Origin of the sequence: Aeromonas aquatica (assembly GCF_000764655.1) — a bacterium.
GTDB classification, from domain to species: domain Bacteria; phylum Pseudomonadota; class Gammaproteobacteria; order Enterobacterales; family Aeromonadaceae; genus Aeromonas; species Aeromonas aquatica.
In genome coordinates, this window is record NZ_JRGL01000113.1 from 1 (window position 1) to 23207 (window position 23207).

The window sequence follows — 23207 nt, forward strand, 5'->3', positions numbered from 1 at the left end:
AAGGTGTAAACCATATTCAAGACGGGACACTGGAAATAAAAAGGCCGCATCAAGATGCGGCCTTTTTCACAAATGTTGCTCACCCCGGGGTGAGCACGCGGTGGCGCCGCGCTGACTCAAAGGTAGTGACTCGCCACCCCCAGCAACACCAGCGCCCCCACGTAGTTGTTGTTGAGGAACGCCTTGAAGCAGGCTTCTCGCTGCCGCTCCCGGATCAGCCGCTGCTGATAGACGAACAACGCCCCCGCCCCCAGCAAGCCCCAGTAGTAACCCGAGCCGAGCACCATCAGCTGGCCCACCAGCAGCAGGATCAACAGGGTCGCCAGCTGCAGCACACCGATGATCCGCTTGTCCTGGCGACCGAACAGGATGGCGCTCGATTTCAGGCCGAGCTTGAGATCGTCGTCCCTGTCCACCATGGCGTACTGGGTATCGTAGGCGATGGTCCACAGCACATTGGCGAGAAACAGCAGCCAGGCCACCGGAGGCAGCGCGTTGGCCTGGGCCGCATAGGCCATGGGAATGGACCAGGAGAAGGCCATCCCCAGCACCAGCTGCGGTATGGGAATGAAACGCTTCATGAAGGGGTAGCAGACCGCCAGCAGCAGGCCGGCGAACGACAGACCTATGGTGAGCGGGTTCAGGGTCAGCACCAGGGCGAACGAGACGAGAGCCAGCACGGCGAACAGCACCAGCACCTCGCGCGGCGCGACCTTGCCCATGGGCAGCGGCCGTCCGGCGGTGCGTTTCACGTGACCATCGAAGTTGCGATCCGCATAGTCATTGATGACACAACCGGCGGAGCGCATCAGGAAGACCCCCACCACGAACACGATCAGGATCCAGGGATCCGGCAGGCCACCGGCCGCCAGCCAAAGTGCCCACAGGGTCGGCCACAGCAGCAGCAGGGTGCCGATCGGCTTGTCGATGCGGGCCAACTGCACATAGGCCAGTCCCCGCTCCTTGGTTAACAATTTCACTCCGGCTCCTTATTCGATGGCAGCGGGTTGGACGATAGCGAGGGCAGGAAGAGTTCGTGGACCAGCAAGGGCCACTGCCCCAGATAGAGACGGGAACGACGCCCCCAGACAATGGCGGCCGGACACCAGGGGTTGGCCAGGATTTCGAAACATGCCAGCAACAGATGATCTCGTTTTGCAGGCTCATGACCGAAGATACGTTCACCCAAAGGCTGCTCACCCAGATCATGTAAACCGCCCCCCTGCAATGCCGCCTCGGCAAACAGGGTCCAGCCCAGGATGGCCGGCCCGCCATCCCCGTGCAGTATCACCTCGCGGCACAGCCCCTGGGGGCAGTCGGCCGCCACCAGCGCCTGCTCATCGGCCGCCAGCGACACGCTGCTATTGCCCAGCAGTTGTACCGACAGCTGGCGATTGTAGCGACGCAGCCGACGGGTCATGGAATCGGCTTCCAGCAACCAGGGATGCAGCGCCTCTGGGGGCTCGCACTGCTCGGGTGCCCGCCAGGGCGCGAGCTGGATGAGGGGAACAGTCAACTCGGACTTCACAGCTTCACCATCCGGAGATTTCCGTTGTCAGGTTAAAATCCGGTTTATTATCCGTAAATCAATGGAGAATTGTAAGAACATCCGTGCTTGACGGCCCCGATGACAGCATCAAAAATGGGGCACCCGTCGCTGCCGAGCCATCTAGATGAAGATCGCCAATGTTCTGCTGATGTTATTGCTGAGTTGTACCGCGTTGAATGCACAAGCCTCCGCCGCCGAGGAGCCCGCAGCCGATCCGGCCTCTGCCGCCAAGCCGGGATTTGCCTATCATGCGCTGGATCCGGACATCATCACCAATTACCTGGGAGATGGCAAAACCCTGGGCTATGTGCGAGTGACGGTAGAACTGATGGCTGAGAATGCCGCCGATCTCAAGCTGCTGGAGCAGCATGACCCCTTGATCCGCGACGCCATCATCCGCCTGATTGGCAGCAAGACCGGCGATCAGATCAAGTCACTGGTGAGCCGGGAAGAGTTGCGCAAGGAGTGCGAGAACCGGGTCAATGAGCTGCTGGTGAAGGAGACGGGCAAGAAGGCGGTACGCGAGCTCATCTTCACCAAGTATCTCTACCAGTAAAGCGGAATGAGCGCAGTGCCGACAGCGCACCCGGCTCATCGGATTTACCCCATTCGTTGTCGAGGGAGTCATCGTCATGGGCCACAAGACGCTGTGTGAATGGCGCCGTAATGAGATCCCCTTCGAGCTCAAGGCGCTGCGCAAGATAGTAAAGAAGCCCAAATTCGTGTGTGGCAAGTGTGCCCGCAGCGCCAACGACAAACAGTATCTGTGCCAGCCGCTGCGGCTGAAGGGGAAGGAGGAGTAGGCCATCCGGTCCCACTCTCTCCGTCTCTGTCATTCCTGAGAGGGTCGACCCCTCTTATTGATCGGTCCAGCCCTGGCGGCCCTGCTCGAACAGGCGACGGGCCTGCACGTCATTGGGGCAGACGCCACGGTACTCCTCCCCGGATCGACCGGCCAGATAGAGGTGTTCGGGGCGACAGTACCAGGCCAGCCCCTTCTGGCGACCCTGCTGCCACATGGCGACATCCACCTTGGTCCCGCACTGGGTCTGATGGAATTCCACCCGATCGGCGGTGAAGCCCAGCTTGCCGTCTCCCTCCCCCACATCGGCCCATACCTTCTCGCAGGGATCGTCCGAGTTGGAGACACAACCCCCGAGCAGGCCGGCACACAGCATGATGACGAGTAAGCGCATATTCATCCTTGAGCGTCCATGACGCTGGTTATCCGTCCTGCGGCGCGGCGAGGGTTCCTACTCTCACAGCGCCATTTGAGCAGTTCATTCTAACCAGCCCGACAACCCCCACCAAGCCGCATCCCGCTGAATACACAAAAAAAATCGGGCGGGCCCCTGGGCCCGCCCGTACGTTTCACCGGGGTTTACTGATCGTCGAGGGAGTCAAAGTCTTGCCAACCCTCGTCATCCAGCTCCTCCAGCTCGTCTTCCCAGGATTCCGGCTCCCAATCATCATCGAGCTCGTAATCCGGCGTCTGTTCACCCATGCTCATTCTCCTTGGATAGTGCACCGGCCTTCAAAGTCTATCCAGAAAAATGGGGCTCGCCAGTGCCGTTGCTCAGAGTTTGACCAGGGTACGACCCGCCACCTGACCCAGGGTAATGGCCTCGGCGGTGGTCACCACCTGCTCCAGCCCTATCTCGGTCACCGCCTGCTCGAAGAAGCTGGCGGGCAGATCCCGCGCCAACCTTGCCCAGGCCTGCTGGCGCCGTGCCAGCGGGCACATCACCGAGTCCACCCCCTGCAGACGCACGTTGCGCAGGATGAAAGGCATGACGCTGGTGGGCAGGTCGAAACCGCCCGCCAGCCCGCAGGCCGCCACGGCGCCGCCGTAGTTCATCTGGGCCAGCAACTTGGCCAGCACCTGGCTGCCGACGGTATCGATGGCACCGGCCCACAGCTGCTTCTCCAGCGGCTTGGCCGGCTCCAGCAGCTCGCTGCGCGGCACTATGCGGCTGGCACCGAGCGCCCTCAGCATCTCGCCCTGCTCTTCGGGACGGCCGGTCAGGGCCGCGACTTGATAACCCAGCGCCGCCAGCAGGGCGACGGCGGTCGAGCCCACCCCACCGGCGGCGCCGGTCACCAGCACCTCGCCGCTCGCGGGAGTGATGCCCGCCTCCTCCAGCGCCAGCACGCACAGCATGGCGGTGAGGCCGGCGGTGCCAATGCACATGGCCTGGCGCTCATCCAGCCCGGCTGGCAGCGGCACCAGCCAGTCCGCCTTGACCCGCGCCTGCTCGGCCATGCCGCCCCAGTGGCCCTCGCCCACGCCCCAACCGGTCAGCACCACCCGATCGCCCACCTGATAGCGCGCATCGGCGGATTCCAGCACGGTACCGGCGAAGTCGATCCCCGGCACCAGCGGCCACTGGCGCACTATCCTGCCCTTGCCGGTGATGGCCAGCCCGTCCTTGTAGTTGATGGAACTGAAGCTCACCGCCACCCGCACTTCCCCTTCCGGCAGCTGGCTCTCGGCCAGTTGAGTCAGGGTCGGGACAGTCTTGCCATCCTGGTTTTCCAGTAACAGAGCCTTGAACATGCTTGCCTCTCGGTTTTTTGTAGTCATTAATCAGGTGCTTTGACGCTTTTGCAGTTGAAAATACAACGCCAGGGCCATGCCCGCCACCTCGTCACTCGCCAGCTGACGCAGGATCAATGCCGCCGCCTCCTGGCCCATCTGGTGATAGGGGATCCTGACCGAGGTGAGCGCCGGGTAACAGACGCGCGCCACATCCAGATCGTCGAAGCCAGCGACGGCCAGCTTGCCCGACACGCTCAGATGGCGGCGCTGGCATTCAAATAGCACGCCCGCCGCCAGCTCGTCGTTGACACAGATCAGCGCAGCCAGTTCGGGCCAGTGCAGCAGCATCTCCCCCAGCATGGCAGCACCGGTGCTGAAGCTCGGCCGCTCCGAGGTGTTGATGATGGCATCGGGGGAGAGGTAGTTGTCCAGCCGCGCCTTCTGCCAGCCCTGCATGCGCTGGCCGGCTGGATCGACAAGGCTCACAGCAGTAAAGAGGTGCAGGTACCCAAGAGCCTGCTGTTCCTGCGCGATACCCCGGCGGCCATCTCCTTCACCATGGGCATCGCCGATGATAGTACCAGTCTTCAATGGGATCTCCGACAAGCTGGTGCCGAACGCCAAACCGACGCTGGACTGCCCCATCGTCTTCCTTTTTGCCCCAATGCGGTGCTGATCGGCTTCCTGTCGAGCTTCGTCGCCGGCCTGGTGGGCATGGTGCTGCTCTATCTGCTGGGGCTGACCCTCATCATCCCGGGCGTGGTACCGCACTTCTTCGTCGGTGCCGCCGCCGGGGTGTTTGGCAATGCCACCGGTGGTCGTCGTGCCCGCTCGGGGCCTTCGCCAACGGCCTGCTGATCACCTTACTGCCGACGTTCCTGCTGCCGGTATTGGGGGATCTTGGCTTTGCCAACACCGGCGTCGGCGTGATGGGCATACTGCTCGGCCTGATAGTGCGCTGATCGCCCCTCACCATTTTGATAGCTGGCACGACCCCTGGGTCGTGCCTTTGTCGATCCACGTTCCTGCCTGGCCTGCATGACCAACAATTAAACATCGGCCGGAAAAAAGAGGCTGCCGCAGTGCGCCTGATCGGATTTTCACGCCGTCGCGGCAGCATCTGACGGTCGAGTACGATATGCTGTTGTGCTGTCGCTCAACCATGACCTCACTTGAGGCCTTCTCCATGAAATACCTAGTAGTACAAACCAAACAGATAGGGGACGTACTGATCTCCACGGCCCTTTGCAACAATCTCAAGCAGAACGATACCGCCGGGGAAGTTCACTATCTGGTCATGGATTACTGCGCGGGCATGGCGGAGGGTAACCCCAATATCGACAAGCTAATCGTCATCGAGAAGGCGCGTCGCAACGAGTGGGGCTACATGAAGGCGCTGCTGCTGGGGATCCGCCGCGAGCGTTATGACGTGGTGATCAACAGCCAGGGCCAGATGATAGGTCTGCTGACCTGCCTGCTGTCGGGGGCCAAATTGCGGATAGGATTCGACTCCTTTCCCTGGCGGCTTGGCCACAACCGCATAGTACGGTTTCGCAAAGACACCCAGCATCAGGGTAACAGCACCCTGGTCGACGATCGCTTTGCCCTGCTCGCCCCCCTCAAACCCGCCCACGAGGATCGTAACTACTATCTCTGGCTGAGCGAGGAAGAAAAACGGCGGGGACGTGACACCTTGCTGACAGCGGGCATCGATCTCGCGCGGCCATTGATCGCCATGGGAGTCAACTCGCTGGGGCATTACAAACGCTGGCCCATCGGCTGCTTTGCCAAGGTGGCACAATGGCTGATCGAACAACACGACGCCCAGATCCTGATCTACTGCGGACCGGGGGAAGAGGAGTACAACAGGGGCCTGAAACCTTTGCTGCCCACCCCGTTGCAAGCCAGTGTGTTCGATCAGGTTCAAACCCGCTCGGTGCGGGAATTGGTCGGGCTCTTCGCCCATTGCCAGCTGTTCGTCGGCAACGACACGGGCCCCCGTCACATTGCACAGGCGCTGGACATACCGCTGCTGACCATCGTATCCCCCCTGGGTCACTCGGCCATCGCCAACCCTGTCTCCCACCCCCGCTATCAGTTCATCGACACCGATCATCAGGATCCCGAGCAGGAGATCCTGAACGTGCAGGAGAGGCTGACCCGGCTCTGGGGTGAGGTCGACTCGACACATGCCGAGGCCTGAGTAGCCAGCCTCGGCTCATGCACCAACCCCCCAAGTTATTGGCGGTACCGGCCCATCATTTCCTCAGGCGGAAGAACTCTTTCTGCCACTCGTAGAGATACCCGGACCACCCCTTGGCTTTCGCGCGCAGGAAGATGAGACCATTCGAACGTTTCCAGCTGTGCTGGAACCAGTGGGTCATATAACGCTCTGCTACGGGCTCGAAGTGAATCGCTTCACCTTGATAATTATAAAAATAGTGAGCCGGAGCGATCAGCGCGGCCTCACCGGACGCCGCGAGCTTGCGGGCCACCAGCTCGGTCATGATGTCGGGCCCCATGAACAGCGGGGAGGACATGATCTCCTCTTCGTAGAATCGCACCAGCTCGGACAACAGCAGCGACTCCTTCCGGGCGTAGATCACCGCGGTGCCGATCAGCCGCTCGGATTCATAGCCGACTCCAAACATCACCGACTCGAAGAGCGGGAAGGGGTCCTGATTGATGGTGACATCGGTATCCAGGTAGAGACCACCTTCCTGGGCGAGGATCTTGAGGCGCAGGTAGTCGGTCACGAAGGCCAGCAGTCCGCGTCGGTAACACTCCCGGGCGAAGGTGCACTCCTGGATCCAGCGCTTTATCTGCGGGTCCGTATCCAGCCACAGCTTGTAGTCGTAACCCTGTTTTCGCCAGTCGTCGATGCACACATGGGCCAGGGGAGGCAGCCGGTTGCCCAGCCAGATGGCATGAATGACTTTGTTGCTCGCACCGGCACTCATGGTTTGCCCCCCGCATGCTTCAAGTTCCACAAGGTCATTCTGATGAGCCGGTAGAAGCGGTACAACTCGCGGGTCAATTTGAACTTCAGCGGCACCTTCTCCAGTGCCACCTTGTTCTGGATATCGCTGCCCATGTCGCGCGGGCTGTAGATGGCATAGGGAATAAGGCCGGCGCAGACGAGGCCGGTACGGTAAGACTCGCCGATGAAATTATCGACGGAGCACAGCCATCTCCTGCTGTGTTCCAGCAGACGGCGGGCCCCCTTCGGCGAGAGGCTGTAGCCCGTCGTCCAGCACATGTTGTTGTGCCAGAACATGAGTTGCATGTTGTCTATGGTGGTCAATGCGGTGGCCGACCCGACCTGGGGTTCCACCTTCACATACTCATACTGCTCGTGGACCTTGGGCAGGGTCCCCAGCACCTCTTCAAAATACTGGGTAGGCAGGAAATCATCCTCCAGGATGAGGATGGGTTCATTGAGTTCGACGCACTTCTCCCACAACAGAAAATGGCTGGCGTAGCACCCCTTCTCCCCCGGGGTCAGCGGCCGGCTCCTGAACATCACCCTGTGCCGATCATCCGGCATCTCCTGCAGCCGTTCTGGGAGCCCCTCAAAGCCGTTGACCGCATTGAAAAATTCAAACTCGATACCGCGGGCAGACAAGACGGTTTCGACTCGCAGGCGACGTTCCGCGGCCTTCTCCAGACTAACGACGTAGATTTTCATGACCTTCCTTTGCAAACACCTTCAGCCCTCTATGCAGTGCGACCGAGTAGATGGCCCCCATGAACACACTGAATACCCACTGTCCGGAGCGCATATAGAAAAATGATTCGAAATTATTGATGATGACCCAATAGACGATAAAGGAAACCGTCAGCATCTTGATGAAGCGTGAAGACTCCGAACATGACAGTACCTGGCGAGCCACGGACAAGAGTGTGCCATACAACACCAGGAAGCCGGCAATCCCCCACGATACCAGGGTCTCCATATTGGAGTTGTGCAGGTGACGGAACTCCCGAGTGATGTAATCCGGCAAAGTCTTGGACAGGGTAATGACCAGCGATTGGCTGCCATAACCCGTGCCGAAGAGTGGGTGGGCCAAGAACCACTGGATCGCCTCCAGCCAGGTTTTTAGCCTGATCCCGATGCTGGCATCCTGCACCCCATTCCAGTTGCCCGTCAAAATGGCCTGCACATCTCCCTGGTGCACGAAGCCGGACAGCAGCCTCTCCTTGATAAATGGCACCTGATAGAGCGCCAGCATGGTGATCAGCAATATACCGTAGGTGATGATGACCTTGCGCCTTGGCCAATGCTCCCCATCGTCGAGCAAGGGGAGAATGGCGAGTGAGAGCGAGATAGCCAACCAGGACTGACGGGATTGCAAGATAACGGAGAAGACGCCAAACAATACTATGCCGAGCATTATCCCCAGGTTGGCCAGTGCCGGTTTCTTAAACGTCGATGTGAACAACAGGATCACGAAGAACAGGAAACAGGCACCCGCTATCAGTGAGCCATGCTGGGCATTGCGGTAATTGAAGTCGACCCTGGCACCATCCAGACCCGACTCGAAAACGGAGAAGAAAGCCGAATGATAACCGAAGGTGAATATGACGCCGGCGCAGAATGTCAGCAGCAGGATAAGGATTCGCCGTGGTTCCCCTTTCAGCCAGTAGGCGATGCCGACGAAGAAGAAGAGGTAAGCCATCGACTTCAGCGAAGGGTATTTAAGCGCATAATCGTAGACATAATACTTGGACGAAAGCCAGCTTAAACACTGCACCACCATACCCAGGCAGAGAAATTGAAAAACTCTGTTTTTTACGAAAAATGCTCTTTCTACATAGAATGCGCCCAAGGTTGCCAGCACTATGATGGTCTGGCAGACATCAGCGATCAGCTGTATCGAATCTTTGAAGACGGCATAGCCCAAGATATTCAGGAAAATAAAGTTACTGAATACCTTGCCGTGAAAGAAATAGAGAAAATCCTTACTCGCCGTTCGGGTATTATTTTTCAGCCAGAGCAATGTTATTTTCCTGTCAAGATTTTCTGAAGACGTAGTTACCCCGGATCTTGCGCCAGAGCCCGAATGCGTCGGTGCGGGGGAAGATGGCGATCCGGCGGATCTGGAACGGATCCTGGTGCATGGCCCTGGGGCCGCTGTTGGTGGCCACAGCAAAGCGATAACCGGCAGCACTGGCTTGTGTCTTAGCGTCGTCGTTCAGATCCCCGTAGGGGTACGCGAATGACAGCAGTGGATGGCCGAGCAACTGTTCCAGCCTCTCCTTGTTGGCTCGGATCTCGTGGGCCTGAGCTTCGGGGGCGAGCCTGCTGAGACGAGGGTGGGTCAAGGTATGCCCCCCAATCTCGACATGCCCAGAGGCCACCAGCGCCTTGATCTCTTCGCCATTCATCAGCGCCACCGGCGTGTCGGGGTGGGTCGGATGCTCCACATCCCAGCGATTGTGATCCTCGCCGGTTACTATGTACACCACGGCTTTGTAACCATATTTTTCCAGCAGCGGCAGCATGCGGGTCAGATTGTCCCGATAACCGTCGTCGACGGTGATCATCAGGTACTTCTTGCCGTATTGCAGCCGATGGATGAAGCCCTTGTCCGCCAGATCCCGGAAGGTCAGGGTCTCGTAGCCCAGCCACTTCATCAGTTTCAGGTGCTTCTCGAACATGGCGACGGGCAGCCAGGTGCCGTGCACCCCTTTCTCGCTGTCGTGCTCAATGAAACGGTGATACATGATGACCGGCATCTCCCGGCGCAGGGTCTCCACCACGGCATCCTGATAGACGGATTCGAGCCCGCTCACCACGCCCTGCAAACCATATTCATGCTGAATACGCTGACGCAGAGTGTCGGACACCACCTTGCTGGCCAATGCAGTGACTATCTGTGCCTGCAGTGCGGCAAAGTCGATCGCCAGATCCTGTGGCCCTATGTCGCCGAAGTTGCTGGCCAGGGCTTCATCCAGATTCTGCTCGGTGACCAGACCTATGGCCTTGGCCTCGCCGATGGCGAAGGCAGGGCGGCCGCACAGCAGCGATTCCATCGCCACCCGACCAGCCCCGATCACCAGATCGCAACCCGCCAGCAGAGTGGGGACGTCATCCACATAGCCGACGAAATCGACCTTGTCCTGGAAGCGGGCAAAGCGCTCCGGCACCTTGGTGCCGCTGACGACACGGACTTGCCAGGCGTCCAAGTCCAGCACCTCGTCCAGCAGGCGATAGCAGAGCTCCCCCTTGGGGCCGCTCAGTCGACCTATGATGGCGATCACCGGCCTGACGTTGTCCGGTGCCGGCACAGGCTGGAACTGATCGGTCTCGATGCCGTTGCGCAGCACCTGTACCTTGGCCGGATCCACCCCCAGGTTGTCGATGATCTGGTGGGCAATGTCCTCACACACCGCCACCGCCCGGTAGCCGAGTGCATGGAAGGCCTTGCGCGACGCGTGCACCGGCTGACGACCGTGCACCGTGGTGATCATCGGCGTACCGGTGAGCTTGCAGGCCACATAGCTGCTCCAGCCGGAGGCGCGCGAGTGAGCGTGCACCAACTGGATGTGGTGTTTCTTGATGAGATAGATGAGATAAAACACGTGCCAGAAGCGGCGCAAGATGCTGCGCTTGTTGAAACGCAACTTGAACACGGGCCCCTGGGTGGGCTTGGTCAGGGTGTCAGAAACATAGAAAACGTTGTGACCACGCCGGGTCAGCTCGTTACCGACCGTGGTGGCATAGACCTCAGCTCCCGTCACTTCGAGCTGGGAGAGTGCCATCAATATATTCATGCAAGCGTATCCGATCGACGGGCGGCCAGGGCCGCCCGTCAGGAGGAGATCAAGCCCGGTTCAACCAGGCCATGTAATCGGCCACGCCTTCGGCCACCGTCTTGAACTCGCCGTCATAACCGACACCGCGCAACTTGGTGAGATCGGCCTGGGTGAAGCTCTGGTAACGACCCTTCAGGTGATCCGGGAAGGGAATGTATTCGATGGCGCCTTGCTGGTGATGCGTGATCACGGCCTCGGCCACGTTCTGGAACGGCTCTGCCCGGCCGGTGCCGCAGTTGAAGATGCCGGAGTGCTGCGGATTCTGCCAGAACCAGAGGTTCACCTGGCAGACGTCGTCCACATAGATGAAGTCGCGCATCTGGCCGCCATCCGGGAAGCCGTCACAGCCTTCAAACAGCTTGGGGTTGCCGCCCTGCTTCACCTGGGTGTTGAGGTGGAAGGCGACGGAGGCCATGGAGCCCTTGTGCTGCTCACGCGGGCCATAGACGTTGAAGTACTTCAGACCGACAACCTGGGAGTCGATCTCCGGCAGCCAGCGGCGCACGTACTGATCGAACAGCTGCTTGGAGTAGCCGTAGACGTTGAGGGGCTGCTCGAACTTCGGATCTTCGATGAAGTTGTCGTTGCGGCCGCCATAGGTGGCGGCGGAGGAGGCATAGATGAACGGAATTTCCCGCTCGATGCAGTAGTGGAACAGATCCTTGGAGTACTCGTAGTTGACCTCCATGATGAACTTGCCGTTCCACTCGGTGGTCGCGGAGCAGGCGCCTTCATGGAAGATCACCTCGATACCGCCATCCCACTCCTCGAATTCGTCGCCAGAGACGATGCGCGCCTGGAACTCGTCCTTATCCATGTAATCGGCGATGGTGAGATCGACCAGATTGACGAACTTGGTGCCGTCGGTCAGGTCATCGATGACCACCACATCGGTCCGTCCTTGAGCGTTCAGCTGCTTGACCAGATTGCTGCCGATAAAGCCAGCACCGCCAGTTACTACGATCATGGAGTTTGCCTCGCGTACGTTGATGGCCCCGTGTGACTGCCTGTTAAAGCTGTGTATAGTGGGCCAATTTGAAATTGCCGAAAAGTTTATCACGGGCCGCAAGGGGATTCGACCTTGATGCACAGGGCCCGGCAGAGGGATCAGCGATGAAAACCAGAGACAGGATCATTCACAGCGCCACCGAGCTGTTCAACGATCAGGGTGAGCGCAACATCACCACCAACCACATTGCCGCCCATCTCGGCATCAGCCCAGGCAACCTTTATTACCACTTCCGCAATAAAGAAGACATCATCCACTCCATCTTCGATCAATATGCCCGCCACCTGAGCGACAGCTTCACTCCGGCCCGCAGCAACGAGATCAAGCTGGAAGATCTGATGGGCTACCTGGACGCCATCTTCTATCTGATGTGGCAATTCCGCTTCTTCTACGCGAATCTGCCGGACATCCTCAGTCGCGACGAACCGCTGCAACAGAAGTACCTCAAGGCCCAGGAACAGCTGCGCGCCTCCGTGGTCGCCCTGCTCAAGAGCCTGCGCGAAGGCGGCATCATAGACGTCAGCGATGACGACCTGCCGGATCTCGGCCAGACCATCAAGATGGTGGTGACCTGCTGGATCCCGTTCCAGATAGCCCAGGCACCCGCCACCCGCATCACCAAGCCACTGCTCTATCAGGGGGTCCTGCGGGTGTTGTTCCTGCTGCGTCCCTATGTGCAGCCTCAGGTTGCCGAACAGATCCACCAGCTGGAGCAACATTACCATCAGCTGGCCCAACCAGCTGGGTGAGATCTGTTTCACAATTGTTGAATATCAGCATAATAATTTGAATTCCTGCGCAGTGGTTGCAGTAAAATGTTGCCCACTATCGGACCAACCGACGTTTCACCACCATGGCCAAAACGCCGGCAGCGCCCGACCATGCAGCCTAATTAGCTAATGAGGACCGAGGATGTCTAACGGATTCTATCGTCACCTGAGCGAGCAGCTCGAGCAGGTCAAAGCGGAAGGCTTGTACAAGCAGGAACGCATCATCACCTCGGCTCAGCAGGCCAGGATCGCGGTGGGCGGCGAGCAGGTACTGAACTTCTGTGCCAACAACTATCTGGGGCTCGCCAATCATCCTGAGCTGATCAAGGCGGCCCATGAGGGGCTCGATAGCCACGGCTTCGGCATGGCTTCGGTGCGCTTCATCTGCGGCACCCAGGATCAACACAAGGTGCTGGAGCAGAAGCTGTCGACCTTCCTCGGCACCGAGGACAGCATCCTCTACTCCTCCTGCTTCGATGCCAACGGCGGCCTGTTCGAGACCCTGTTTGGCGCCGAAGACGCCATCATCTCCGATGCCCTCAACCACGCCTCCATCATCGACGGCGTGCGGCTGTGCAAGGCCAAGCGTTACCGTTACGCCAACAATGACATGGCCGAGCTGGAGGCCCAGCTCAAGCAGGCCAACGCCGATGGCGCCCGCTTCAAGTTGATCGCCACCGACGGTGTCTTCTCCATGGACGGCGTCATCGCCGACCTGAAATCCATCTGCGATCTGGCGGACAAGTACGATGCCCTGGTCATGGTGGATGACTCCCACGCGGTCGGCTTCATCGGCGAGAACGGCCGTGGCACCCACGAACACTGCGGCGTGCTGGACAGGGTCGACATCATCACAGGTACCCTGGGCAAGGCACTCGGTGGCGCCTCCGGCGGCTACACCTCCGGCAAGAAAGAGGTGATCGACTGGCTGCGTCAGCGCTCCCGTCCCTACCTGTTCTCCAACTCCCTGGCCCCCTCCATCGTCTCCGCCACCATCAGGGTGATCGACATGCTGGCCGAGGGCCACGCGCTGCGTGCCCAGCTGAAGGAGAACAGCGACTACTTCCGCACGCGCATGAACGCCGCCGGTTTCACCCTGGCCGGCGCCGATCACGCCATCATTCCGGTGATGCTGGGGGATGCCAAGCTGGCCTCCGAGATGGCGAGCCGCATGCTGGCTGCCGGCATCTACGTGGTGGGCTTCTCCTTCCCCGTGGTGCCCAAGGATCAGGCCCGCATCCGCACCCAGATGTCCGCCGCCCACACCCGCGAGCAGCTGGACAAGGCGATCGACGCCTTCATCCGCATCGGCCGTGAACTCGGCGTGATCTGATTGAAACGGGGCCGATATCGGCCCCATTTTTTGCACTCTATTGCTGCGCACACCCCGTCCGGCGCAGTGTCCTGAGGAAGTCTGTCATGAAAGCACTCTCCAAACTGAAGAAAGAAGTCGGCATCTGGATGACGGATGTCCCGGCCCCCGAGCTCGGCCACAACGATCTGCTGATCAAGATCCGCAAGACCGCCATCTGCGGCACCGACATCCACATCTACAACTGGGACGAGTGGTCCCAGAAGACCATCCCGGTGCCCATGGTGGTGGGCCACGAATACGTGGGGGAAGTGGTCGCCGTCGGTCAGGAGGTGCGTGGCTTCGCCGTGGGGGATCGCGTCTCAGGTGAAGGCCATATCACCTGCGGCCACTGCCGCAACTGCCGTGCCGGTCGCACCCACCTGTGCCGCAACACCATCGGCGTCGGCGTCAACCGCCCGGGGTCCTTTGCCGAGTATCTGGTGATCCCGGCCTTCAACGCCTTCAAGCTGCCGGACAACGTACCCGATGAGCTGGCCGCCATCTTCGATCCCTTCGGCAACGCCGTGCACACCGCGCTCTCCTTCGATCTGGTGGGCGAAGACGTGCTCATCACCGGTGCCGGCCCCATCGGTATCATGGCCGCCGCCGTCTGCCGCCATGTCGGTGCTCGCCACGTGGTGATCACCGACGTCAACGAATACCGGCTGGAACTGGCCCGCAAGATGGGCGCCACCCGCGCCGTCAACGTGAGCACGGAAAAACTCTCCGACGTCATGACCGAGCTCGGCATGACCGAAGGCTTCGACGTGGGGCTGGAGATGTCCGGCGTACCCAGCGCCTTCCAGGACATGATTGACAAGATGAATCACGGCGGCAAGATCGCCATGCTCGGTATCCCCCCCGCCACCATGGCCATCGATTGGGGCAAGGTGATCTTCAAGGGGCTGTTTATCAAAGGGATCTATGGCCGCGAGATGTTCGAGACCTGGTACAAGATGGCCAGCCTCATCCAGTCCGGGCTGGATCTCTCCCCCATCATCACCCACAACTTCCACATCGACGACTTCCAGAAAGGCTTCGACGCCATGCGCTCCGGTCAGTCCGGCAAGGTGATCCTGAATTGGGATTGATAGGCCAATCGCGGCTCCGGATCGCTCACATCAGCGCTCCTTGGCAGCACGTGGATGGATCGGTCAGCCCGGCAAGGTGATACGCAACCGGGATAAATCAGCCTTTTCCCATGCCTGCCCCAGAAAACCCGGTGAAAGCCGGGTTTCTTTTTACCTGCACCAGCCCCCAAGCCCCTGCCACCGTCGAATTTTTATTCGCAGATTGCTTAACACTTCACACACAAGCGTTTAAATGCCTGTAACTATTCGGTTATAATCCCGTCGTTTTCTAGGGATAATAAGAGCCTGCTGGGAGTATATGAGCGTGTTGAGAAAACTGAGCTATTTGCTGGTTGCCGGGATGGCAGTTGCCAGTCTGTCCGGCACCGTGTTTGCTGCCGACGAGATGTCAGCGGAAGCCGTTGCCGAGCGTATCGCCCCGGTCGGCCAGGTATACACCGCCAAGGATCTGGAAGGGATTGCAACGGCCGCCGCAGCGCCTGCTGCCGCATCGTCCGGTCCCCGCGACGGCGAGACCGTGTTCAAGGGCGCCTGCTTCGCCTGCCATGATACCGGCGCGGCCGGTGCCCCCAAGCGCGGTGACAAGGCCGCCTGGGAGCCCCGCATCGCCCAAGGCATAGACACCCTGAAGAAACACGCGATCGAAGGCTTCACCGGCAAGTCCGGCATGATGCCACCACGGGGTACCTGCGCCGCCTGTAGTGACGAAGAGATCCTGAATGCTGTTCACTACATGATCGACAAGCTATAAGTAATTGAAAGGGCTTCTGTTGAAGTCCTTTTAATCTGTTTACTTCCGGCAACCCTTGAAGGTCTGTTCATTCGGGAGTTTTGCATGTCAGTCCAGCCCACCACACCGCACGACTCCGCGCCCTTGCTGGCGATCGTCTCCTCCATCATGGACTTCCCTGCGCCCGGCGCTGCCTCCCAGGAGGACTACGGCAGGCTGCTTGGGCAGTTAGGCAAGCTCTGTCCCTTGCGGCACTTTGCCATGCTGGGGCTGACGAATGCTGGTTTGCACTGGGTGTATGAACACCGGCTCGACGAGGACTTCAAGCAGCAACTGGGGCGTGAAGAGCCCCGTCTCACCGAGCAGCTCACCCGGCTCGATGAACATCAGGGCTGGTGTGTGCAGGCGGTGGAGCATGGCGAGGTACAGTGGTTGCTGGCCTGCGCGGCACCCGAGCACCTGCCCACCCTGCGGCTGCTGCTGGAATGTCTGGCCAAGCGGCTGCATGAGACCCAGACCGGCGCCCAGCTGGCGGGACAGGCCTCCCCCCTCATGCAGCGGGATCCCCACTGGCAGCAGAAGATAGAAAAGATCAGCCGTATCATGCGGTTGGCTCACAGTCTGCCCCAGCATGCGTTGCTCTCCCAGCTGGAGGCCGTGCTGCGCCAGATGCTGGCGGTCAGCGACATGCTGCTGATCAGGCTCGACAGCCAACGCCTGGAAAAGCTCTATCCGGCGCAGTTCTCCTATGGCGATGACTTCATCAGGGCGCTCTGTCACAGCACCAACGGGGTCGAACGGTACGAGGCGGGGCAGTATTGGTACAGCCTGCCCCTGCGCCAGCAACAACAGTATTTCGCCCACCTCCTCATCAATACCGCCCAACCGCTGGAGACCGACGATCGGCTGTTCCTCGACTTCCTGCGCCATCAGCTGACCCTGCTGCTGGAGCTCAAGCGGGTGCGTCAGCAGCTGGATGACATCCATTCGGAAGAGTCCATCAACCAGCGGCTGCAACAACTGCGTCAGACCAATCTCAGACTGCAAAAGCAGCTCAAACAGCATCAGGAGCTGGAGCGTCGGCTGCAATTCAACGCACTGCACGACCCCCTGACCCAGTTGCCGAACCGGGCCCTGCTGATGAATCACCTCCATCACGCCATGACCCGCTATCGCCGTTATCAGACGGCCGGTTTCACCCTGATCTTCATCGATGTGGATCACTTCAAGCAGGTCAACGATGCCCTGGGTCACGGCGCTGGCGATCAGTTGCTGCAAGAGTTGAGCCGGCGGTTGCAGAGCTGCATCCGGCAGAACGACATGGTGGCCAGGCTCGGAGGGGATGAGTTCGTCATCTATCTGGACAACAGCCAGCAGGAGGAAGACGTCAGCCCGGTGCTCAATCGCCTGGTCGGCCGGGTCTCCCACCCGTTCCGGTTGCAGGGCAATGAGCTGAGCATCACGGTGAGTCTGGGGGTCGCCAGCGTGTCGGAGCAGACCACGGATATCAGCGAGCTGCTGCACCAGGCCGATCTGGCCATGTATCAGGCCAAGCGCAACGGCCGCAGTCGCATCGTCACCTATTCCGAGGCCTGCCGGGATCACACCGGCTCACCGGAAGAGAAGCTGACCCGCGCCTTGCGAGAAGGCAGGATAGTGCCCTACTTCCAGCCGGTGATCCGGCTCGAAGACAGCCGACTGACCGGGCTGGAGGTGATGGCGCGCTGGATAACGGAGGAGGGAGAACTGAAAGACGCTTTCGACTTCATCCCGCTGGCCGAGCAGTGCGGCCTCATCCAGGAACTGGACAGGCACATCCTCAGCCGCACCTGTCAGCAGTTGAAGAGCTGGCTGCCCGCCTCGGGCCGCAGCCGCTTCAAGATCGCCATCAACCTCTCCGGCAAACACCTGGCCAGCCGTGAGCAGGTCATGCAACTGGTCAACATCATGGAGGAAGAGGGGGTACTGCCGAGTTACTTCATCTTCGAATTCAACGAGCGGGAGCTGTCGCGGCAAAACGTCGACTCGCTCACCTCGTTGCACGAACTCAGGGCCAAGGGCATCCAGATCAGCCTGGATGACTTCGGCACCGGCTTCTCCTCCCTCAACGCCCTGTTCCACTTCCCGGTGGACTACATCAAGGTGGATGACAGCTTCACCCACCGCATGCTGAATTCCCCCAAGGATCTGGCGCTGATCCGGGCCATGCGGGACATCTGCCAGGATCTCGACTTCACCCTGGTGGTCGAGGGGATCGAAAACCAGCAACAGTTGCAGAAGCTGATCGATCTCGGCTGCACCATGGGACAGGGGCGCCACATCTCTCCTCCCCTGCCCGGGGCCGACATCACCCCATTGCTGGGCCAGGCGAACTGACGCCGGCTCCATCCTTCTTGCCTTAGTCCTTCTTGAACAGGGCTCGCAGGTTGGCGACCCCGACCTGCCCCTTCTGCTGACGCTCCTCGGCGGTCACCTTCTTCTGGTTCTCCCACTCCAGGTCATCCTGGGGCAATTCGAGCAGGAAGCGGCTCGGCTCGGGCCGCACCGATTCACCGTATTGGCGCCGCTCCTTGCAGAGGGTGAAGGTGAGCTCGGTCTGGGCCCGGGTGATGCCCACGTAGGCGAGACGCCGCTCCTCCTCTACGTTATCTTCGTCTATGCTGGTCTGGTGTGGCAGCAGACCCTCCTCCATACCCACCATGTAGACATAAGGAAACTCCAATCCCTTGGAAGCATGCAGTGTCATCAACTGCACCTGATCCGCGTCATCCTCCCCCTCGTTGCGTTCCATCATGTCCCGCAGGGTGAGTCGGGTCACCACCTGGGGCAGCGTCATGGGCTCGTCCAGCTCGTTGCCCTCCAGCATCTCGGTGATCCAGCGATAGAGGGTGGAGACGTTCTGCATCCGCATCTCGGCCGCCTTGGGGCTCGGCGAGGTCTCATGGAGCCACTCCTCGTAGTGGATCTCCTTGATCATGTCCCGCACCGCCTCCACCGGATTGCCGCGCTGGGCCTGGTCCCCGAGCCGCACCAGCCATTGGGTGAAGGCCTGCAGGGCAACAAGGCCACGGCCGGACAGTGACTGCTCCAGCCCCAGTTCGAAGCTGGCGGCAAACAGGCTCTTGCCGCGCTGGTTCGCATACTGGCCGAGTTTCTCGAGGGTGGTGGGGCCAATTTCCCGCCGCGGCAGGTTGACCACCCGCAGGAAGGCGGTGTCCTCATCCGGGTTCACCAGCAGCTTGAGGTAGGCCATGATGTCCTTGATCTCGGTGCGGGAGAAGAACGAAGTCCCCCCCGAGATGCGATAGGGAATACGGTTGGTCATCAGCGCCTTCTCGAAGATGCGCGACTGATGGTTGCCCCGGTAGAGGATGGCGTAGTCCTTGAAACGGGTGCGGTTCATGAACTTGTGGCCCATCAGCTCGGCGGCGATGCGCTCCGCCTCGTGCTCCTCGTTCTTGGCGAACAGCACCTTGACCGGCACCCCGTAGTCCAGCTCGGAGAACAGCGCCTTGTCGAACACATGGGGGTTGTTGGCGATCAGGATGTTCGCGCACTTCAGGATGCGCCCCTTGGAGCGATAGTTCTGCTCCAGCTTGATGAGCTTGAGGCTCGGGAAGTCCTCGTTCAGCAGCACCAGGTTCTGGGGCTTGGCGCCGCGCCAGGAGTAGATGGACTGATCGTCGTCCCCCACAACTGTGAAGCGAGCACGCTCGCCGACGATCTGCTTCACCAGCTCGTACTGGCTGGTGTTGGTGTCCTGATATTCATCGACCAGCAGGTAGCGGATCTTGTTCTGCCAGCGGGTACGCACCTCCTCGTTGTTCTTGAGCAGCAAGGTCGGCATCACGATGAGATCGTCAAAATCCAGCGCGTTGTAGGCCACCATCTGGCGGTGATAACGCTCATAGAGCTGGGCCATCAGCACCTCTTCCGGCCCACGGGCGATACGCATGGCGCGGGCCGGCAGGATGAGATCGTTCTTCCAGTTGGAGATCTGGCTGATGAGGGCCGACAGCTTGTCCTTGTCGTTGTCGAGCTCGGCTTCCGTCAGCTCCTTGAGCAGTGCCAGCTGATCGGTGTCGTCGAACAGGGAGAAGTTCGCCTTGAGATTCAAGCTCTTGTGCTCACGGCGAATGATGTCGAGGCCCAGGGTATGGAAGGTGGAGACCATGAGCCCCCGCGCCTCCTTGCGACCCAGGGTCTGACCGACCCGCTCCTTCATCTCCCGCGCCGCCTTGTTGGTGAAGGTGACAGCCGCTATGTTGCGGGCGTTGTAGCCGCACTGCTGCACCAGATAGGCGATCTTGTTGGTGATGACGCGGGTCTTGCCCGATCCGGCGCCCGCCAGCACCAGGCAAGGGCCGGAGACGTGCTTGACCGCTTCGTTCTGATTGGGGTTGAGCTTCATGGGCCGGATCTCTTGGCTTATGATGAGGGGCGGCATTGTAACAGAAATCCGTGGTGCGGCCGTATCCGCCACCGACCCGCCGCATCGCGCGCCTTGTGTTTGACCGCCAATTTCAGGATCATGGCCGACTTTTCCAGATGATGATGAGGGAAGCATGAACCAGCAACAGCACGCCCGATTGCGCAGCCAGTTTCCGGCCTTGGCGCAGCAGGTCAATGGCCATCCCCTGGTCTATCTGGATAACGCCGCCACCACCCAGAAACCCCAGGCTGTGCTGGACGTCATCGCCCATTACTACCGGGCCGATAATGCCAACGTACACCGCGCCGCCCACGCCCTGAGCGGCCGTGCCACCCGCGCCTTCGAGGCCGCCCGCGAGACTACGGCCCGCTTCATCACTGCGCCTCATGGCCACGAGATCATCTGGACCCGCGGCACCACTGAGGCGATCAACCTGGTGGCCCAGAGCTGGGGCTCAAGCGAGCTGAAGGCGGGGGACGAGATAGTCCTCAGCACCCTGGAACACCACGCCAACATAGTGCCCTGGCAGCTGATCGCTCAGCGCACCGGCGCCATCATTCGAGTCATTCCGCTGGATGAGCGCGGGGACCTCGATCTCGACGCTTACCATAAACTGCTGGGGCCGCGTACCCGGCTGGTCAGCGTCGCCCATGTCTCCAATGCCCTCGGCACCGTCAATCCGGTGGGCCAGATAGTGGTGGCCGCCAAGGCGGTCGGCGCCCTGACCCTGATCGATGGGGCTCAGGCGGTGGCCCACCTCGAGGTAGATGTGCAGGCCATCGGCTGCGACTTCTATGCTTTCTCCGGTCACAAGCTCTATGGCCCGACCGGGATCGGCGTGCTCTGGGGCAGAACCGAACTGCTGGAGCGCATGCCCCCCTGGCAGGCCGGTGGCGAGATGATCGACCGCGTCAGCTTCGCGGGTACCAGCTTCAATACCTTGCCGTTCAAGTTTGAGGCGGGCACTCCCCATATTGCCGGCGCCATCGGCCTCGCCAGTGCCATCGACTTCATCACCGAACTGGATAGAGCCGAATTCGTTCGCCACGAACAGGCGCTCACCGACTATCTGGTGGCAGGTTTGCGCCAGGTGCCCGGCCTGCGCCTCATCGGTGAGCCGGCACAACGGGCTGGGGCAGTCTCCTTCCTGCTCGATGAGATCCACCCGCAGGATGCGGCCACCCTGCTCGACATGCAGGGCATAGCGCTGCGAGTCGGCCATCACTGCGCCATGCCGCTGATGGAGAGCCTTGGCATCGGCGGTACCATGAGGGCCTCGCTGGCCTGCTACAACAATCGGAACGATGTGGATGCCCTGCTGGCAGCCCTGCACAAGTTAAGTGACTTCTTCTAAGGCGGATGATTGAAATGAGTGAGCTCGCAACCTACACCCAAATCGGCCGGGAGCCTGACGCCGACACCATCCGCCAGCAGTTTGCGGCGGCCAAGGGCTGGGAGAACCAGTACCGGCTCATCATCCAGCTCGGCAAGCCGCTGCCCACGCTGCCCGCCGAATGGCAGACCGAAGAGAACCGCCTGAAAGGCTGCGAGAGCCAGGCCTGGTTGAAAGGCGAGAAGAGCGAAGATGACTGCTGGCACTTCGCCTGCGACTCTGACGCCCGCATAGTGCGCGGCCTTATCGTCATCGTGCTGGCGGCGCTTAACCATAAGACAGCGGAAGCGATCTTGGCCTTCGATATGGACGGCTATTTCGCCGAACTGGGGCTGGAGAAACACCTGAGCCCGTCGCGGGGTAACGGGCTCAGGGCGATAGTACTGGCGATACGGGATCAGGCGTCGGTCTGATCTCCGGCCACCCGCGATATCTCTTCTGCCTTAGCTGCTGCCTCAAAGCGCCCCACTTTAGCCCCCCGTTCCGCAATCTTCTTCAGCACCCGGGCAGCGGCCACCAGTCCGAAGGTCGCCGTCACCGGCGTCACTGCTCCGAAGCCGGAGGCACAATCCATCTTCATGTTGCCATCGCTGGCCGCCTTGGCCTGACAGGTGCCGCCCTGGCCATCGGGATAGCTCAACTGCTCGGTCGAGAAGACACACTCCACCCCGAACTTGCGGGCCGGATTCTTGCTGAAGTTGTGCAACCGACGAAGATCCGAGCGTACCTTGGCTGCCAGCGGATCCTGGATGGTCTTGGCCAGATCTGCCACGGTGATCTGGGTGGGGTCCATCTGCCCACCGGCACCGCCCGCCACTATCACTGGTATCTTGTTGCGCTTGCAGAAGGCGATCAGTGCCACCTTGGCCTTGACCGAGTCGATGGCATCCACCACATAGTCAAACTCCCGCTTGATATGCTCGGCCAGGTTGTCGGCGGTGACGAAGTCATCCACCTCGATCACCTCACAGTCGGGGTTGATGACGCGAATGCGCTCGGCCATGACTTCTGTCTTGAGGCGGCCGACCGTGCCCTGCATGGCGTGGATCTGGCGATTGGTGTTGGTGATGCAGATGTCGTCCATGTCGATCAGGGTGATCTGGTTAATACCGGCCCGCGCCAGCGCCTCGGCCGCCCAGGAACCCACGCCGCCAATGCCCACCACGCAGACCCTGGCCTGGCTGAAGGAGTCGAGTGCGCTCTGACCATAAAGACGGGCAATGCCCCCGAATCGCTGTAGATATTCTGCTTTCATACCATCACCTTGCTTGAGGGCGGCCATTATAGCGGCAACCACGGTCAGCGGCGATTATCGGGTGATAATAGTGTTGAAGCGAGGGGGAAATGAGTGCTGTATCGGCATGCTTGAAACGAAAAAAGCCCAGTCTTTCGACTGGGCTTCTTAATCATTGGCGGAGCGGACGGGACTCGAACCCGCGACCCCCGGCGTGACAGGCCGGTATTCTAACCAACTGAACTACCGCTCCGCAATTTGGCTAGCTTCTGCTAAATCGTCTGCCG

Annotated in this window: 22 protein-coding genes, 1 tRNA gene and 2 pseudogenes; 11 read left to right on the top strand and 14 right to left on the bottom strand. The window is 60.3% G+C overall.

Annotation, left to right across the window (positions count from 1 at the left end; translation table 11 throughout):
• Positions 1–116: 116 nt before the first annotated feature.
• Both ubiA and LG30_RS0114060 read right to left on the bottom strand, forming a co-directional pair.
• Complete coding sequence (gene ubiA / locus LG30_RS0114055; protein ID WP_033131326.1) at positions 117–980, bottom strand: 4-hydroxybenzoate octaprenyltransferase; 864 nt, start codon at positions 978–980, stop codon at positions 117–119.
• On the bottom strand, positions 977–1528 hold the full coding sequence (locus LG30_RS0114060; RefSeq protein ID WP_033131327.1) for a chorismate--pyruvate lyase family protein: 552 nt from the start codon (positions 1526–1528) through the stop codon (positions 977–979). Before LG30_RS0114060 ends, ubiA begins: the two co-directional genes overlap by 4 nt.
• A gap of 145 nt (positions 1529–1673) precedes the next feature.
• Here LG30_RS0114060 and LG30_RS0114065 point away from each other — a divergent pair, with 145 nt between their 5' ends.
• Entirely contained in the window at positions 1674–2105 is a 432-nt protein-coding gene (locus tag LG30_RS0114065) for a flagellar basal body-associated protein FliL (protein WP_033131328.1), read from the top strand.
• Positions 2106–2181: 76 nt separating this feature from the next.
• Positions 2182–2352: a hypothetical protein gene (locus tag LG30_RS22545; protein ID WP_152599285.1), complete on the top strand. Its 171-nt coding sequence runs from the start codon at positions 2182–2184 to the stop codon at positions 2350–2352.
• A gap of 54 nt (positions 2353–2406) precedes the next feature.
• On the opposite strand, the gene LG30_RS0114070 is transcribed toward LG30_RS22545, so the two are convergent.
• The 4 genes and pseudogenes from LG30_RS0114070 to LG30_RS0114080 form a co-directional block, all read right to left on the bottom strand.
• Entirely contained in the window at positions 2407–2745 is a 339-nt protein-coding gene (locus LG30_RS0114070) for a DUF2799 domain-containing protein (RefSeq protein WP_033131329.1), read from the bottom strand.
• Positions 2746–2930: 185 nt separating this feature from the next.
• Positions 2931–3053 carry a hypothetical protein gene (locus LG30_RS22890; RefSeq protein ID WP_269429039.1) on the bottom strand — a complete coding sequence of 41 codons (123 nt, stop codon included), beginning with the start codon at positions 3051–3053 and terminating at the stop codon, positions 2931–2933.
• Positions 3054–3125: 72 nt separating this feature from the next.
• On the bottom strand, positions 3126–4106 hold the full coding sequence (acuI, locus tag LG30_RS0114075; RefSeq protein ID WP_033131330.1) for an acrylyl-CoA reductase (NADPH): 981 nt from the start codon (positions 4104–4106) through the stop codon (positions 3126–3128).
• Between the two features lie 30 nt (positions 4107–4136).
• Positions 4137–4550: pseudogene (locus LG30_RS0114080) on the bottom strand (substrate-binding domain-containing protein); the annotation flags it as partial.
• On the opposite strand from LG30_RS0114080, the pseudogene LG30_RS22140 reads away from it, so the two are divergent.
• Positions 4542–5050: pseudogene (locus LG30_RS22140) on the top strand (PTS transporter subunit IIC); the annotation flags it as partial. The pseudogenes LG30_RS0114080 and LG30_RS22140 overlap by 9 nt on opposite strands.
• A 224-nt stretch (positions 5051–5274) precedes the next feature.
• On the top strand, positions 5275–6291 hold the full coding sequence (locus LG30_RS0114090) for a glycosyltransferase family 9 protein (RefSeq protein ID WP_052101089.1): 1017 nt from the start codon (positions 5275–5277) through the stop codon (positions 6289–6291).
• Between the two features lie 55 nt (positions 6292–6346).
• Here LG30_RS0114090 and LG30_RS0114095 read toward each other — a convergent pair whose 3' ends face one another.
• Genes LG30_RS0114095 through rfaD form a run of 5 tightly spaced genes read right to left on the bottom strand, consistent with a single transcriptional unit; the run spans position 6347 to position 11874 of the window.
• Entirely contained in the window at positions 6347–7048 is a 702-nt protein-coding gene (locus LG30_RS0114095; protein ID WP_033131331.1) for a glycosyltransferase family 32 protein, read from the bottom strand.
• Entirely contained in the window at positions 7045–7776 is a 732-nt protein-coding gene (locus LG30_RS0114100; RefSeq protein WP_033131332.1) for a glycosyltransferase family 25 protein, read from the bottom strand. The genes LG30_RS0114095 and LG30_RS0114100 overlap by 4 nt, the downstream gene beginning before the upstream one ends.
• Positions 7757–9088, bottom strand: coding sequence for an O-antigen ligase family protein (locus LG30_RS0114105; RefSeq protein WP_033131333.1), 1332 nt, complete (start codon positions 9086–9088; stop codon positions 7757–7759). Before LG30_RS0114105 ends, LG30_RS0114100 begins: the two co-directional genes overlap by 20 nt.
• Positions 9089–9101: 13 nt before the next feature.
• Positions 9102–10865 (bottom strand): bifunctional glycosyltransferase family 4 protein/polysaccharide deacetylase, encoded by a 1764-nt coding sequence (locus LG30_RS0114110; protein WP_033131334.1) that lies wholly within the window; start codon positions 10863–10865, stop codon positions 9102–9104.
• Positions 10866–10914: 49 nt separating this feature from the next.
• Positions 10915–11874 (bottom strand): ADP-glyceromanno-heptose 6-epimerase, encoded by a 960-nt coding sequence (rfaD, locus tag LG30_RS0114115; RefSeq protein ID WP_033131335.1) that lies wholly within the window; start codon positions 11872–11874, stop codon positions 10915–10917.
• A 146-nt stretch (positions 11875–12020) separates the two neighbouring features.
• On the opposite strand from rfaD, the gene LG30_RS0114120 reads away from it, so the two are divergent.
• From LG30_RS0114120 to LG30_RS0114140, 5 genes are all read left to right on the top strand, one after another.
• A complete protein-coding gene (locus tag LG30_RS0114120; protein ID WP_033131336.1) occupies positions 12021–12665 on the top strand; it encodes a TetR/AcrR family transcriptional regulator in 645 nt (214 codons plus the stop codon).
• A 163-nt stretch (positions 12666–12828) separates the two neighbouring features.
• Positions 12829–14019, top strand: a complete 1191-nt coding sequence (locus LG30_RS0114125; protein ID WP_033131337.1) for a glycine C-acetyltransferase — start codon at positions 12829–12831, stop codon at positions 14017–14019.
• An 86-nt stretch (positions 14020–14105) separates the two neighbouring features.
• Positions 14106–15131 carry an L-threonine 3-dehydrogenase gene (tdh, locus tag LG30_RS0114130; protein ID WP_033131338.1) on the top strand — a complete coding sequence of 342 codons (1026 nt, stop codon included), beginning with the start codon at positions 14106–14108 and terminating at the stop codon, positions 15129–15131.
• A 298-nt stretch (positions 15132–15429) separates the two neighbouring features.
• On the top strand, positions 15430–15882 hold the full coding sequence (locus tag LG30_RS0114135; protein WP_033131339.1) for a c-type cytochrome: 453 nt from the start codon (positions 15430–15432) through the stop codon (positions 15880–15882).
• An 84-nt stretch (positions 15883–15966) separates the two neighbouring features.
• Positions 15967–18237: a putative bifunctional diguanylate cyclase/phosphodiesterase gene (locus tag LG30_RS0114140; protein ID WP_033131340.1), complete on the top strand. Its 2271-nt coding sequence runs from the start codon at positions 15967–15969 to the stop codon at positions 18235–18237.
• A gap of 22 nt (positions 18238–18259) precedes the next feature.
• On the opposite strand, the gene rep is transcribed toward LG30_RS0114140, so the two are convergent.
• Positions 18260–20272, bottom strand: a complete 2013-nt coding sequence (gene rep, locus LG30_RS0114145) for a DNA helicase Rep (protein WP_033131346.1) — start codon at positions 20270–20272, stop codon at positions 18260–18262.
• Positions 20273–20426: 154 nt separating this feature from the next.
• Between rep and LG30_RS0114150 the strand changes: the two genes are divergently transcribed.
• Positions 20427–21647 carry a cysteine desulfurase gene (locus LG30_RS0114150; RefSeq protein ID WP_033131341.1) on the top strand — a complete coding sequence of 407 codons (1221 nt, stop codon included), beginning with the start codon at positions 20427–20429 and terminating at the stop codon, positions 21645–21647.
• Positions 21648–21661: 14 nt separating this feature from the next.
• Positions 21662–22099: a SufE family protein gene (locus LG30_RS0114155; protein WP_033131342.1), complete on the top strand. Its 438-nt coding sequence runs from the start codon at positions 21662–21664 to the stop codon at positions 22097–22099.
• Here LG30_RS0114155 and tcdA read toward each other — a convergent pair.
• On the bottom strand, positions 22084–22941 hold the full coding sequence (gene tcdA / locus LG30_RS0114160; RefSeq protein WP_033131343.1) for a tRNA cyclic N6-threonylcarbamoyladenosine(37) synthase TcdA: 858 nt from the start codon (positions 22939–22941) through the stop codon (positions 22084–22086). The genes LG30_RS0114155 and tcdA overlap by 16 nt on opposite strands.
• Before the next feature lie 155 nt (positions 22942–23096).
• Positions 23097–23173 (bottom strand) — tRNA-Asp (locus LG30_RS0114165).
• Positions 23174–23207: the final 34 nt, after the last annotated feature.